The organism is Paraburkholderia sp. BL21I4N1 (assembly GCF_002973525.1).
Lineage (GTDB): Bacteria > Pseudomonadota > Gammaproteobacteria > Burkholderiales > Burkholderiaceae > Paraburkholderia.
Window position 1 is genome coordinate 101,160 of sequence record NZ_PVEN01000018.1, and the last position, 14,647, is coordinate 115,806.

The 14,647-nt window shown below is 63.2% G+C and carries 11 protein-coding genes and 1 pseudogene; 4 read left to right on the forward strand and 8 right to left on the reverse strand.

Translation table 11 applies throughout. From position 1 onward, the window contains the following. Positions 1–6: 6 nt before the first annotated feature. Positions 7–1,698, forward strand: a pseudogene (locus tag B0G83_RS31745) (collagen-like triple helix repeat-containing protein); the annotation flags it as partial. 226 nt (positions 1,699–1,924) lie between these two features. Here the strand turns inward: B0G83_RS31745 and B0G83_RS31750 are convergent. From B0G83_RS31750 to B0G83_RS31760, 3 genes are all read right to left on the reverse strand, one after another. Further along, the gene (locus tag B0G83_RS31750; RefSeq protein WP_258168403.1) at positions 1,925–2,941 is read right to left on the reverse strand and encodes a cupin-like domain-containing protein; all 1,017 of its coding nucleotides are present in this window, start codon (positions 2,939–2,941) and stop codon (positions 1,925–1,927) included. Between the two features lie 102 nt (positions 2,942–3,043). After that, positions 3,044–4,189: a branched-chain amino acid ABC transporter substrate-binding protein gene (locus B0G83_RS31755; RefSeq protein WP_105511294.1), complete on the reverse strand. Its 1,146-nt coding sequence runs from the start codon at positions 4,187–4,189 to the stop codon at positions 3,044–3,046. Between the two features lie 433 nt (positions 4,190–4,622). Next, positions 4,623–5,726, reverse strand: a complete 1,104-nt coding sequence (locus B0G83_RS31760; protein WP_105511295.1) for a nitronate monooxygenase family protein — start codon at positions 5,724–5,726, stop codon at positions 4,623–4,625. A gap of 268 nt (positions 5,727–5,994) precedes the next feature. On the opposite strand from B0G83_RS31760, the gene B0G83_RS31765 reads away from it, so the two are divergent. After that, on the forward strand, positions 5,995–6,693 hold the full coding sequence (locus B0G83_RS31765) for a dienelactone hydrolase family protein (protein ID WP_105511339.1): 699 nt from the start codon (positions 5,995–5,997) through the stop codon (positions 6,691–6,693). A gap of 236 nt (positions 6,694–6,929) precedes the next feature. Next, complete coding sequence (locus tag B0G83_RS31770) at positions 6,930–8,447, forward strand: amidase (protein WP_105511296.1); 1,518 nt, start codon at positions 6,930–6,932, stop codon at positions 8,445–8,447. Between the two features lie 53 nt (positions 8,448–8,500). Here B0G83_RS31770 and B0G83_RS31775 read toward each other — a convergent pair whose 3' ends face one another. The 5 genes from B0G83_RS31775 to B0G83_RS31795 all read right to left on the reverse strand — a co-directional run bounded on the left by B0G83_RS31775 (position 8,501) and on the right by B0G83_RS31795 (position 13,793). Then, complete coding sequence (locus B0G83_RS31775) at positions 8,501–9,793, reverse strand: MFS transporter (protein ID WP_105511297.1); 1,293 nt, start codon at positions 9,791–9,793, stop codon at positions 8,501–8,503. A 298-nt stretch (positions 9,794–10,091) separates the two neighbouring features. Then, entirely contained in the window at positions 10,092–10,403 is a 312-nt protein-coding gene (locus B0G83_RS31780; RefSeq protein WP_105511298.1) for a high-potential iron-sulfur protein, read from the reverse strand. Between the two features lie 251 nt (positions 10,404–10,654). Next, entirely contained in the window at positions 10,655–11,761 is a 1,107-nt protein-coding gene (locus tag B0G83_RS31785; RefSeq protein ID WP_105511299.1) for an NAD(P)/FAD-dependent oxidoreductase, read from the reverse strand. 371 nt (positions 11,762–12,132) lie between these two features. Further along, positions 12,133–12,558 (reverse strand): DUF4148 domain-containing protein, encoded by a 426-nt coding sequence (locus tag B0G83_RS39285; RefSeq protein ID WP_258168404.1) that lies wholly within the window; start codon positions 12,556–12,558, stop codon positions 12,133–12,135. Between the two features lie 257 nt (positions 12,559–12,815). Next, positions 12,816–13,793 carry an AAA family ATPase gene (locus B0G83_RS31795; protein WP_105511300.1) on the reverse strand — a complete coding sequence of 326 codons (978 nt, stop codon included), beginning with the start codon at positions 13,791–13,793 and terminating at the stop codon, positions 12,816–12,818. A gap of 266 nt (positions 13,794–14,059) precedes the next feature. Between B0G83_RS31795 and B0G83_RS31800 the strand changes: the two genes are divergently transcribed. Next, complete coding sequence (locus tag B0G83_RS31800; RefSeq protein ID WP_105511301.1) at positions 14,060–14,563, forward strand: hypothetical protein; 504 nt, start codon at positions 14,060–14,062, stop codon at positions 14,561–14,563. Positions 14,564–14,647: the final 84 nt, after the last annotated feature.

A 14,647-nucleotide genomic window follows, 5' to 3' on the forward strand; every position in this document is an offset into this window, starting at 1 on the left:
CAGACCATGAATCGCAATTTCAAACTCTCGGCGATCGCAATGTGCGTGTCGTCGATGATCATCCTCACAGGATGCGGCAGCACCTTGACCGGAGCGGGGATGACCGGCGGCGCAGGCGCGGCTGGCGGAGGCGCTGGTGCAGGTGCTGGAACTGGCGGTGGAGCTGGAGGCGGATCGGGTGGTGGCACGCCAACACCTACTCCGACACCGACACCGACGCCAACGCCGACACCGACGCCGACACCTACCCCAACGCCTACCCCGACACCGACGCCCACCCCGACGCCGACGCCGACACCCACTCCGACGCCGACACCGACACCGACACCGACACCGACACCGACGCCGACACCGACACCGACACCGACACCCACCCCAACGCCGACACCTACCCCGACGCCGACACCCACCCCGACGCCCACCCCCACCAGCGCCAACCCGATCGGCGTGGTCGTCCAAAACACCGGCAACGTAATCACCGCCACCGGCCAGACCGTGGCGGCGGTCGGCAGCCAGATCGGCCTCACGCCGATTCCCGGCGCGAATCCGGCGACCACCACCGCGCTCGGCAGCGTCGTGTCGAATCTTGGCAACGGCGTCACTGCGGTCGGCACGGGCGCGGCGAACGGTCTCGGCCAGCTCGGCAATTCGACCGATCCGCTCGGCACCACGCTTGCGAGCAGCGGCAATCTCGTCGTCGACACCGGCCAGGCCGTCAACAGCGCCGGCCAGCTCGTGACGAGTCTCGGCAGCGGCCCCACCGCGCCGCTTAGCCCACTGACCACACCGCTCGGCAGCACGGTCTCGACGGTCGGCAACGCGGTCAGCGGCCTCGGCACGCAACTCGGTGCGCAACTGACGAGCGGCCCAATCCAGCAGGTCACGCAGACCCTCAGCACGACGATCACGCCGATCACCAGCACACTCGCGCAGACCACTCAGACCGTCGGCGATACGACCGGTCTCGGAGCGCCGCTGAACGGCCTGCTGTCGACCATCGGTCACGGCCTCGACAGTGCCGGCGGCCAGATCAGCAGTGCGACCAGCAATCCGATCGGCCAGAACCTCGGCAATGTCGTGACGAAACTCGGCGACACGGTCACGTCGGCGGGAGGCCTGTTGACCGCCGGCGGCACCGGCAGCGGTAATCCGCTGGGCGGCCTCACCGGCATTCTGAATCCCGGCAGCGGCGGCTCGGGCAATCCGCTGAGCGGCACGCCGCTCGCGCCATTGACCAGCATCCTCACCGCGTTGCCCGGCACACTGAGCGGCGGCCTGACGGGCGGCAGCGGTAGCGGCCCGCTCGCGCCGCTGACCAACGTGATCAGCACGTTGACCGGCAGCCCCGGTGGGACAGGCAGTCCGCTTGCACCGTTGACCGGCGTGGTGAGTTCGGTAACCGGCGCGTTGAGTGGCGCGGCAGGCAGCGGTAGTCCGCTTGCGCCGCTAACCGGCGTGGTGAGTTCGGTAACCAGCGCGCTGAGCGGCGCGACCGGCGGCGGCAATCTGCTCGCGCCGGTGACGTCGGCGGTGTCGTCGCTGACTGGCGCGCTCGGTTCGGCGGCAGGCTCGGGCGGTGGTAGCGGCAGTGGCGGTAGCAGTAGTGGCAGCAGCAACCCGCTCGCGCCGGTCACCGGTCTGCTGAGCACCGTCACCGGCACCTTAACCGGCGCGGCCACTCCGGCCGGCGGCGCCACGGGCGGCGGTTTGCTCGGCGGCCTCAGCGGCCTCGGCACCAAAAAGTGACGAAGACGAACAACGGCAGCAAATAACGACGCGAAGAAACAGCGTCGAAGGGGGGCGGCGAACCGGGCAACCGGTTCGCCGTTTTTTTATCGGCGCGTACCAACGCAAGCGGTCACGTCACGCAGCTAAAGCACCTATCAAGCGCCATCGACAGCGCGAGCGCGAGCGCTTCATCGCATCACAACTCGTGATACGTATCGTAATGACGGGAAAAATCGTTACTACGCAGAAAATGAGTGAACGTCATCGTCACCGACGCGTCGAGTGCCTCGACGTAATGCCACCAGCCGATCGGCAAAAACAGCAACTCACCAGGCGCGAGCGTGCATTCGAGCAACTGCGTGTTTTGCATCGACGGGAAACGCTCGTAGTCGATCGCGGCGCCATCCACTTGCGAATAACAATGCAGATGGTTCGCCATATGCGGCGTATCGGACAACGGCGCCAACCTGATTCGCTTACGCCCGATCACCTGCGCCATGAAGTTATTGGTGAGGTCATGGTGAAACGGCGTGCGCGTCCCCGCCGGTCCCATCCAGAAGAATCCGGTATCGGCCGACGCGGGATCGAGATACTCGTCGATCACCGGCACGTCGGACCACAAGGCCGCGAGCGCCGCGCGATTATGCGAGGTGTTATTGGCGGTCATGTAGAAATCGTTGGTCGAGCCGCTGCGCTCGACCAGATCGACATAATCGGCAAACCGCATCATGCGCTTGAGCTTCGGCTGATTGATTTCGTAATTCGCATCCGACTCGCGGCCGAACTGCACTTCCACTTCGCATTCGCCGCAACGCTCGCGAAAGTAATCGAACCGCCATTGCGTGCGCGCGGGCCAGAAATCGAACGCGCCGGTGATGATTACCGGCCGGTTCTGACAGTAGTACTGCTCGAAGAACACCTCGCGCGGCAAGCGCTCGCGCCGCTCGATTTCTCCACTCGCCGCACGCATGCGATTGAGCGTGCTATATACCGACAAAATCCAGTCACGCTTACGCAAACGATTGCGCAAACGCGCGGCCCCCTGAAAATAAGGACTCGCGAGTACCGCAGCGATTTCCCGCGCAGACTCCGCCGGGTCGAAACCATGTTCGCGCAGCGCGCCATGCAATGCGTCCGGCTGGGCGTCGAGCATCAAATTCTCGGCGATCCAGCGGCGCCAGTCGTCGTCGAATGAACGGGGCACGGTCGTCACGGCGCTCTCCCTCAAAAGAAAAGGCACGCGAACCTCGCGGCGCGCGTGCCTTTTAATCAGCGGATCGAAGACAGGCGCAAAGCCTTCTTCGGTCGCGCGAATTTACATCTTCACTACGTCAAGCAGCGTCTTCTTGCCTGCCTTGTAGTTGTACAGCGAGATCACGCCGTGTTGAAGGTCACCCTTCGAGTCGAACGTGGTTTCGCCGATCACACCCTTGTAGTCCGTTGCCGGCATCGCTGCCAGGATCTTCGCCGGATCGGTCGAGTTAGCACGCTTCATAGCGTCGACGATGATGTACACAGCGTCATACGTGAACGGTGCGTAGATCTGGATCGGCTGACCGAAACGCTTTTGATACTTGGCGAGGAATGCAGCGCCGCCAGCCATCTTCTCGAGCGCCATACCGGCTTCCGAGCAGACGATGTTGTCGGTTGCGTCACCCGCCAGGTCAGCCAGCTTGTCGGTACACACGCCGTCGCCAGCCAGCACCTTCGCACGCAGGCCGAGCTGCTTGGCTTGCTTCGCGAACGGGCCGCCGGTTGCGTCCATACCGCCGTACATGATCGCGTCCGGGTTTTCGCCCTTGATCTTCGTCAGAATCGCGCGGAAGTCGACAGCCTTGTCGTTCGTCGCGTCATGCGACATCACGTTCAGGCCCAGCGACTTGGCGGTCTTTTCGAATTCGTTGGCGAGACCCTGGCCGTAAGCGGTCGAGTCGTCGACGATCGCGACGCTCTTCACTTTCAGGCCCTTGGCTGCGTAGTTAGCCAGTGCCGGACCTTGCTGCGCATCGGTCGCGACAACGCGGTACGTCGTCTTGAAACCTTGTTGCGTGTAAGCCGGGTTCGTTGCCGACGGCGAGATCTGCACGATGCCTGCATCGCTATAGATCTTCGAAGCCGGAATCGACGTACCCGAGTTCAGGTGACCGACCACTGCGACGACCTTATCGTCGACCAGCTTCTGCGCGACTTGCGTAGCAGTACGCGGGTCGGCTGCGTCGTCTTGTGCGTCGAGTTGCAACGTGATTTTCTGGCCACCGATCGTGAGGCCCTTGGCGTTGATTTCTTCAACTGCCAGGCGCGCGCCGTTTTCGTTGTCTTTACCCAGGTGAGCGATACCGCCGGTCAGCGGTGCAACGTGGCCGATCTTGACGACCTGGTCAGCTGCCGCGGAAGTTGCCAACGTTGCGAACAGCATCGCCGCAGCGCTGATCGGCAACAGCTTTTGAATCTTGATGTTCATGTAAGTCTCCAGTTTCGGTCCCAAAAACAACGTAATCGCCCTGTGCCCCCGCTTCCCCTACACGTGTCGCTCAGTCCCGTGGACGACCACGCCGGTTGCATCGTTCATGCACTTGGCCAGCACGCTCGCCGGCCTGTTTGTGGCAGGCGGCAAACCGTACTTGCGCGCAAGTGTAGGCCATCAAATTAAATTGTGGGACTTTTTTGAGGAAGTGGGATCAACACTAATAGCGTTTATCCAACAGGCGCTGATTCCGTCTCGGGAGACTCGCTGGAAAGCACCAGCCCATGCGGGTTTCCGCTATGCCGGTCTTTCGTCTAACAGCGCGGCCTAAAGCTTTTCGCGACTTAAACCGTTAATGGTTCAAATAGGCTTTGTGCTTAAAAAGAAGGCGCGCCGCCAAGCATTGCGGGCGCGCCTCGGGTATGCCGAATCAGCGTTGCTGCGCGGCGATCCGCGACGTCGCCGCATGCCATTCCTGTTCAAGTTGGGCCATCAGTTCGGCGGCGCCGATTCCCTCCGGGCGCGCACGGCCGAGCGGTGCGCCCTGCCCCGACCAGAGCGACAGATAATCGGCGTTCTGCGCACGTCCCGCGCTCTGCCGCAACTCCTGCGTCAATGCGTTTTGCACCGGATACGGCGCGACCTTTTGCGCGGTTTCGGTCAACCGCTGCATCAACGGATTGCGTATGCCGCGCGCATGTCGACCGGTGATGGCGCGCGTTACCGTGGTCGACGTATCCGACATCTCGCGTACGCGGGTTTTCCAGACCTGCGGAATCGCGCTCTCGCGGCAGGTGAGAAACGCGGTGCCCATGGCCGCCGCTTGCGCACCGAGCGCGAGCGCGGCGACGATGCCGCGACCGTCCATGATGCCGCCCGCCGCAAGCACCGGCAGCCCGGTTGCGTCGACCAGTTGCGGCACGAGCGCCAAGGTGCCGACCAACGCGTCTTCGAACGCGCCGATGAAGGTGCCGCGATGCGCGCCCGCCTCCGCGCCCTGCGCGGCGATCGCATCGGCGCCCACGTCGCGCCAGGCGACGCCTTCGGCGGTATGCGTCGCCGTGCCGATGACATATAGACCGGCGTCATGCAGACGCGCGACGTCGTGCGCCGGCAGCAGCCCGAAGGTGAAACTCGCCACCGGCACGCGCAATTCGATCAGCATCTCCAGTTGCGCGCGGAAATCCGGCGCATAGCGTTCAAGCGCGTGGCCGGGCGGCAGGTCGAATTCGGCGCGCAGCGGGTCGATGGCTTCGAGCGCGCGCCGCACGGTGGCGTCGTCCGGCGTGGCCGGATCGAGCACGAACAGATTCACGCCGAACGGTCGATCCGTCAGCGCGCGAATCGCCGCGACTTCGCTGGCGATCTTCTCCGGCTGCAGCGCCGCGCCCGCCAGAAACCCGAGGCCGCCTGCATTCGACACGGCGGCGACCAGCGCGGGGGTGGTCGCGCCGCCGGCCATCGGCGCCTGCACGACCGGCACGCGCAACGCGAAACGTTCGGCAAACGGTGTCACAAAACGGACTTCACTCATGATCGGTTCCTTTGGGTCATGCGCTCGCGGCAACCGCGAGCCGATAGCGTCGACTGTATAGAGAGGGCGCGCCGCCGGAAAATGAATAATCGAGAACGTTTCAATCGTCTTACGAGATTCATGCCGCGCGCGCCTTGTCGGCGCGCGTGGGGCTCGCTGCAGCGCCTTTCTTTTTTTGGCAAACTGACCGCCCGCTTCAGGCATTCCGGCCTCCGGCATTCATTCAGACCGACCTCGTGCGACAACGCGCGGGGCTATGGAGAGCACCATGAGCATCACGTCCCGATGGATCGACATTCCCGCCGGCAACGACAGTTTCGGCGGATACCTGGCGCTGCCCCAGGGCGGCAAGGGACCCGCCGTCATCATCATTCAGGAAATCTTCGGTGTGAACGGACATATCCGCTCGGTGGCGGATCAGTACGCGCAGGACGGCTACGTCGCGCTCGCGCCCGACGTGTTCTGGCGAGTGCAGCCGCGCGTCGAATTGACGTACGAAGGCGCCGATCGCGCGAAGGGCGTCGAACTGATGCAGAAGCTCAACGTGGACGAAGCCGTGTCCGACATCGGCGCAGCCGCCGCCGCCTTGCGTGCGATGCCCGAAGTGACCGGCAAGCTTGCAGCGATCGGTTACTGCTTCGGCGGCCGGCTGGCTTATCTGGCGGCGGCGCAAGGTACGCTCGACGGCGCGGTCGCTTATTACGGCGGCGGCATCCAGAATCAGCTCGACGAAGCCGCGAAGATCAAGGTGCCGATGCAGTTCCATTACGGCGAACTCGACGCGCATATTCCGTTGTCGGCCGTCGGTCAGATCCAGGAGCGTTTCGCCGGTCGCGCGGACACCGAGTTTCACATTTATCCGAATGCCGATCACGGCTTCAACTGCTCGGAGCGCGCGTCGTATAACCAGCGCGCGTCGGCGCTCGCGCATGGGCGCACGCTGACGTTTCTTGGCGAACGGCTGTGATGTGCGCTTGAGTTACGAATGGCGCTGAATTGGCGCTTGAATGGCGCTTGAATGGCGCTTGATTCGCCAATAACTCGGTTACTCTCCTGAAAGACGGCGCGTCCGCGACTCGCCGTCTTTTTTCATGTGCGGCGATTCATCTGGACCCGAGCGGCGCAATCGCCAGTCAGAACCGGGCTGATCGAGTACATGAAAAACCAACCGCCTCAACCTTTGAAAGCGAGGATCTCCCCGTCGTGCTATCAGACTATCTCGCCCATGACGCCATCGGCCTCGCCGAACTCGTGAGAACCCGTCAGGCGAGCGCCCGCGAGTTGCTCGACATCGCGATCTCGCGCACCGAGGCGGTCAATCCCGCGATCAACGCCATCGTGCTGAAAGACTACGACGCCGCCCGTCACCGTGCCTCACGCAATGACGCGAGCCGAGCCAACGGCGCGGACCCGGCAGATAGCACAAGCGCGCAAGCAGCGTTGGCCGGTGTGCCGTACCTGATCAAAGACCTGGGCGCGCCGGTGGCCGGATTACGGATGGCGATGGGCAGCCGTCACTATCGCCACTTCATTCCGACTGAAGACGCGCCGGTCGTCACGCTCTCAAAAGCGGCCGGCCTCAACATTTTCGCCAAGACCAGTACCTCCGAACTCGGCCAGATGCCTTATACGGAGCCCGAACTGTTCGGCGCGTGCCGCAATCCGTGGAATCTCGACCACACGCCGGGCGGATCGAGCGGCGGCGCAGCCGCGGCGGTTGCCGCGGGCATCGTGCCGCTTGCGCATGCGTCGGACGGCGGCGGCTCGATCCGGATTCCCGCCTCGTGCTGCGGACTCTTCGGCCTCAAACCTTCGAGGGCTCGCGTGCCGCGCGTCGCGCCGCCGGGCGCCGGCGATCTCGGCGTCGACCATGCGGTCTCGCGCAGCGTGCGCGATAGCGCGTTGCTGCTCGATCTGCTGGCAGGGAATGCGCAGCGGCCGCTCGGCGCGCCCGGCACCTTTCTCGCCGCGAGCCGCGAGCCATGCAAGCCGCTGAATATCGCGTACGTCACCGAGCCGATGCTGGCGCCCTCGCTTTCCGCCGACTCGCGCGCCGCGCTCGACGACGCCGCGCAGCTCGCCATGTCACTCGGTCACAAGATTGAACCGGTTTCGCTCGGCATCGACTTCGCGACGGTTCGTCACGCGTTTCTCATGCTGTGGTCCGTGACAGCGGAAGAATTGGTGCTGAATGCCGATCGTATTACGGGCCGCAAACCCTCCCGCGGCGAATTCGAAATTTCGACGTGGGCCATGGCGCACATGGGCCGCAAGCTCGGCGAGCGTGGCTTGCCCTCCGCGCTTGACGAACAACGCCGTATCACCGCACGCCTCACCGATCTGTTGAACCGCTACGACGTGGTGTTGTGCGCCACGCTGGCCGCGCCGCCAATCAAGATCGGCGAAATGCATCCCACCTCGGCCGAGCGGATCCAGATGCGCGCGGTCAGTGCGTTGCCGATCGAGGCGCTCATGAAAAAGCTGCTGACCGAGGCGTCGAACAAGGCGTTCGCGTGGGCGGGCTGCACGGAGCTGTTCAATCTGACGGGCCAACCGGCGATGTCGGTGCCGTTGTACTGGAATGCGCGGGGCTTGCCGGTCGGCGTGCAATTCGCCGCGCGCGAAGGCGGCGAAGCGACGCTGCTGCGTCTCGCCGCGCAACTCGAAACGGCGCGGCCATGGTTCGACAAGCGGCCACCGTTGATGCAGGCTCGGAGTTAGGGAGTTGGCGATTCGAATCAAGCGTGAACGCCTGATTCGAATCGCACCGCACGTCACGCCGGTTTTCGCCGCGCGTCGAGGTCCGCGTGACGCTTGCCGGGAATGCACGCCACCGCGACGATCGACAACACCAATCCGCTCATCACGTAGTAAGTCGGCGCGAGCGGCGAGCCGGTCGTATCGATCAGCCACGTCACGAGAAGTGGCCCGAAACCGCCGAACACCATCACCGCGACGTTATACGCGAGCGATAGACCGATCGAGCGCACGTTCGCCGGAAACAGTTCGGCGATCAACGCGCCGAACGGCCCGTAATAGCCCGACAGCGTGGTCGACAGAAGCGCCTGCACGAGAATCAGTTTCGACACGCTCGGCTCCGCCGCAAGCCACGCGAACAGCGGATAAATGATTGCGAGCGTGATGCCCAGCGACCACAACGACAAACCCTTGCGCCCGATCCGGTCCGACCATGCGCCGGCCACGGGCGAGAGCACCATCAACAGCAGATTGCCGACGATCGCCGCGTAGAAGGATTGCGCGTAAGGCAGCTTGAGTTGCTTCACCGCGAAGGTCGGCAGATAACTGATCAGCACGTAGACCGTCACCGTGAGCGCGATCACCGAACCGAGTCCGCACAGCACGTCGCGGCTATGGCTCTTGAAGACTTCGCCGAGGGTCGCGCGTCGTGCGGTTTTTTGTGCGTGGAGAAAAGCCTCGGAGTCGGCCAGATGCCGGCGAATATAAAAACCGATCGGGCCGATGATCAAGCCCATCACGAACGGCACACGCCAGCCCCAGGACTTCAACGCATCGGGCGATAAACCGCGCGAGATCGCCGCGCCCACCAGCGCACCGAGCAGCAGCGCCGCGGCCTGACTCGCCATCTGCCAGCTACCGTAGAAGCCGCGCTTCGAGAACGGCGCCGCTTCGATCAGCAGCGCGGTCGAACTGCCGAACTCACCGCCCACGGAAAAACCCTGCAGCAGACGCCCGAGCACAATCATCAACGGTGCGCCGATGCCGATCGCCGAATACGGCGGCGCAATCGCCAGCAGCAGCATGCCGAGCGTCATCAGCGCGATGACGAGCGACAACGCCGCCTTGCGTCCCGCGCGATCCGCGTAGAGTCCGAGCACGATGGCGCCGATCGGCCGCATCACAAACGCGACGCCGAAAGTCGCGGTAGTCAGCAGCAATGAGGTGTAGTCGCTGCCCGCCGGAAAGAACAACTGCGCGATCACCACGGACAGAAAACCGAAGACGGTGAAGTCGTACCATTCGAGCGCGTTACCGATCACCGCCGCGACGACGGCGCGCGTATTGAGGCTCTTTGACGCGGGTGCCATGCGAATCTCCAGCCGGCGAAATGGGTCCCGTGGTACGCCGGGTTCGCGTGAAGTGCGCGAGCGCGAACGTAGAAGAGCAACGTCAGTCGCAAGAATCGCCTTGGAGTGTAAAGAGCGCACCCGCTGTTTTCAAGCAGCAATGCGCGCGGCAGAGCGGATAACAACGGATAACGGCGAATAGCAAAAAGGCGTCTGTCGCATGGAGCGGCAGACGCCTCAATGATCGAAGCTCGATCTCGCGCCGCGATGTTGCGGCGCATTTCGCGCATCACTGAATGTGTGCGCGGTTCAAACGTAATCAGGCCTTCTTGTTATATGCACTGCACCAACCCTTGCTGGCGACCTGCTTGCCCGCGAACATCGGGCAGCCACCGTAGGCGTCGGTCGGCTTGGCTTGATAGAAACTGCAGTTGCCGCAATCCTGGCCCGCTGCGTACTTCGCGAACTTGGCTTTGTCGACTTTGCTGGCGTCGGCCTTGTAGCCGAGTGCTTGTGCGGTCGGGTCGGTTTCGGCCACTTTCGGTGCATCGGCAAAAGCCGAGCGCGACAGCGCGAACGTGGACGCCACACCAATGCTGGTGATCAAAAACGTACGACGGGAAGATTTCATGGGGGACTCACTCCATTTATATAGAACTGATCGCCGTTCTAGTGACAGCGGTCCCCAAGGATAGCAACGAAGCCGTCGCGCGTGACGGCCCAAATGATAGAGATAACCGAATCGGTACGCCCCTGCGCCAGAATGTCGCGCGAGCGCTTGAGCCGCGATGGCGCGCGATGAGAATGACTCGCAAAGAGAATCGCGTGGGGTCGCTTTGCGGCGTATTTAAGCGAGAGAGTGAGTGGCGAATCTCGCTCGATCTACGCGCGCCCACTCAATTCGCAAACCCGCTGCGCGATCGCCAGCGACGCCGTCAATCCCGGCGACTCGATCCCGAACAGATTGACGAGCCCACGCACACCATGCGCGGCCGGACCTTGAATCAGAAAGTCCGCCGCCGGCTCGCCCGGCCCGGAAAGCTTCGGACGAATCCCTGCATAAGCGGGTTGCAGCGCGTCGTCGGGCAGCGCGGGCCAATACGCGCGAATCGCCGCATAAAACGAGTCCGCGCGATGAGGATCGACGTCGTAGTTGATCGCATCGACCCACTCGACGTCGGGACCGAAACGCGCCTGGCCGCCGAGATCGATTGTCAGATGCACGCCGAGGCCAGCTTCGTTCGGCATCGGATAGATCAGACGGCTGAATGGCGCGCGGCCCGACATGCTGAAGTAGTTGCCGCGCGCCAGATAAAGCGGCGGCACGTGACGCGCGTCGAGTCCACGAATCTGCCGCGCTAACGCATTCGCCTGCAGCCCCGCGCTGTTGATCACGCACGCGGCGCTAATCGTGGTCGGCGCGCTGCCGCCGACCTTGATGATGAAGCGGCCGTTGCTCGCTTCGATCGCTTCGACCGGCGCGTGAAACGCGCACACGGCGCCGTCGCGTTCGGCATCGCCCTGAATCGCCAGCATGAACTGATGACTATCGACGATACCCGTCTGCGGCGAGAACACCGCCTCGACACATTCGAGCGCCGGTTCGAGCGCCTGCGCCTGATCGCCGTCGATCCGCAGCAGGTCGAGCACGCCGTTCTCGCGCCCTTTGGCCATGATGCTTTCGAGCTGGGGAATCTGGTTGCGCGAAGTGGCGACCAGCAGTTTGCCGCAGCGCGAATGCGGTACGTTGTGCTCGGCGCAGAAGTCGTAAAGCATCTCGCGGCCGCGCACGCAGAGCGCCGCCTTCTGCGAGCCGCGTGGATAGTAGATGCCCGCGTGAATCACTTCGCTGTTGCGTGAGCTGGTGCCCACGCCGATCGCTTCGGCGGCCTCCAGCACGATCACTTCACGCCCGCGCGCGGCCAGCGCGCGCGCCACGGCCAGACCGACCACGCCCGCGCCGATCACTACACATTCGATTTGGTCCATGTCCCTTGACGCGATTGAATCATCGCGCGCTGCCTCGTTCACCCGATAGTGATGAAGACAGGATGCGGCTATCGAGTGCCGCACACCGCTCGCTGTCGAACGTACCTGCCGTTTCTGCAACCGCTACGCAAATTGTACGACGCCGCACAGACGCAAATGCCCGCCGTCGGAAACGACGGCGGGCATTTGCATTCGGTCTTCAGCGGGTCAAACGTAGCGGCCAGACGAATCAGTGTACGCCGTCGAAGCGGCCGGCGCTCGCTTCTTCGCGTGCTCTCGCGACAGCCTGTGCGGCGACTGCTGCGCGCCGCTGCACAGACAAGCCGCAGACGGCACGGTTGTCACCGCAGCGTCACGAACAGCGCAAACGTTTAGTTCTGCGTGCTCACCGTACGGCGCGATGCTTCGACCACCGAGCTCGTCGCTTGCGCGCGCGGCGGCGTATAGCCACCCAGCGCAATTTGCTGCTGATAAGCGGGCGCGTTCGGGTTGAGATTCAGTTCACCGCTGGCGCGCGCTTCGGCCAGCTCGGCCTTCACCTGAGCGCGCGTTTTCGGGCCGTTGTCCGGCGTGGCGCGGACGCTGTCGGCGGAAACCGGCGCATACGGGTTCTGATTCAGTTCGCCGTCGGCGCGCGCTTGCACCACCTCGGCGTTGACTTGAGCGCGGCTTACGCCGCTCGGCTGCGTGTACGTCGCGACTTCGGGACGATACGAGGTTGCCGGACCGTAGCCGCTCGCGAAAGCCGGGGCCGCGACTGCAACGGAGAAAAGCAAAGCGAAGGAAGCGGATCTCATGATGGTTTCCAATAGTCGTTGAATTCGGGTTCTGTGCCTGGCGAGTGACGTCTGGCGCGGTGGCCTGGGCGTCATGTCGATGAAGCTCAGTGTATTCCCTGACTATCGAAAAATTGGACCGATTGAAAGCAACTTAACATCTCATAATCAGCAACAATTGCTGCGGCAATCTCCGCATTTGCGGCAGGGATCGCCGCTTTGGGGCCATAAAAAAGCCGCCTGGAGGCGGCTTTTCTACGAAAAATGGGCAAAAAATCTCAAAAACCGATTGGTTTTCGTCGATTTCCGTAGTCGAGGCGAATGTCGCCCGCTTCGATCCGATCGCGTCCGTCGATACGCGCGGAGCCGAAGCCATTGAGAATCGCCCGGCGCATTTCCCGCGGTGACGCTGGCTTCAACGCATCGAGTGCGCCGTCACCGATCTGCTCGGGAAAGCGCTGTCCCCAGTTGTGCGCCGAGCGGATCTCGTCGTAGATCGATTGGGCGATGCGGCGCGCGCCCGCGTGATCCGGCGGCGGGATCTCATACACGTTCATGCGGTTCAGGATTGGCTCGGGGATCGAGCGTTCGTCGTTCGCGGTCGCGATCCAGATCACGTGTCCCGCGTCGATCGGAATCTCCGCGAATTCATCGATAAAGGTCTGCGCCGTGTCGTGCTCCAGCAGCGCGTACAACGCGCCGAGCGGATCGTATTGCGAATCGCCGGTCGCCTTATCGATTTCGTCGACGGCAATCACGGGATTCGCGTAGCTGCCGTTCACGAGCGCATCGAACACCTTGCCCGGCTTCGCGTTCTTCCATTGCGACGAGGCACCCGACAGAATCCAGCCCGCCGTCAACGAACTCATCGCCACGTATTGATACGCGGTGCCGAGCAGGCGCGCCAACTGCTTGGCAAAGTGTGTCTTGCCGATGCCGGGGTCGCCGAGCAGCAGGATCGGCATCAGTTCGAGCCGGTCCTCGGTCTCGAGGCACAACGCGACCTGTTTGCGGATGTCGTCGAGCGGCGCTGAAAAGTTGGGCAACGCGCCGATCAGATCGTCGATGGACGGCATCCGGTTCGGCTTGACGCAGAAGCGCAGATTACCGGTTTTCAGCATCTTTTCGTACATGGCGCGCAGCGCTTCGTTTGCGCCTTCGCCGAGATCGTTCAGCGCGGTCTCGACCTGATCGAGGTCGTACACCTGACTGAAAGACGCCACGGCGATTTCCTGTTTGACTATTGCTGTTGTCATCGCTCACCCCGTCTGGCTGGTCTTGCTGCAGCGGCTACCGTTAGGCGCCGTTTCAAGTCCAGTGTAACGACGACATATTCGTGTGCAAGCCAGCAGTCGTGCGGCTCTGCTGCTAACAAGCGGTTGTTTTCCGGGCTCCAGCCCTCAACTGAAATGCATTGTTGCTGAACCCGGCCCGTTTGGCGTGTCAGAAAAACGTTCCGCCCATCAGGCGTAAGATGACCGTCTGTCCAGGCGGGCAGGTGCAGTGACCGGAGAATTCTTCTATGTGGAAAACCAGTATCCTGGCCGTGCTGCTCGGCACTTCGTTGCTGGCGAACGCGCAGCAGCGTCCGGCGCAACAGGTCGTGCAGTGGCAATTGCAGGTCATGCGCGACGGCCAGCAGATCGACTCGTTCGACGGCACCACCACGGTCGGCCAGGCGCGCACGGATACGCATCACAAGGTGGTGCAACATAACGTCGGCTGTAAAGATCAGCCCGGCGGCAGTCTCGATCTGACGCGCACGCTGACCGTCTCGCCGCTGCAGGCGGACGCGAACGAGGTCACGCTGTCGATCGAAGCGCAGGAAACCTTCGAGGAAGACGGCGCGCAACAAACCGACACCGGCTGCAAGCTACCGCCGCAACCGCGTCAGGTGAGCGCGAGCCACCCGGGACTGAAGGTGCCGGCGGGCCAGTGGGCGAGTTGGACGATCGTCGACAAGAATCCGAACCTGGTCTATCGCGTGAAGGCCGGTCTCGCGAATACGGCGACCAGTGCGAACTAGCCAGGTCTGCGCGAATGAGCGCCCAAATAACTACGCGACCACCCGAACCTATCGACACGAGCCACGCGCGAGCAAGCCGCTGGC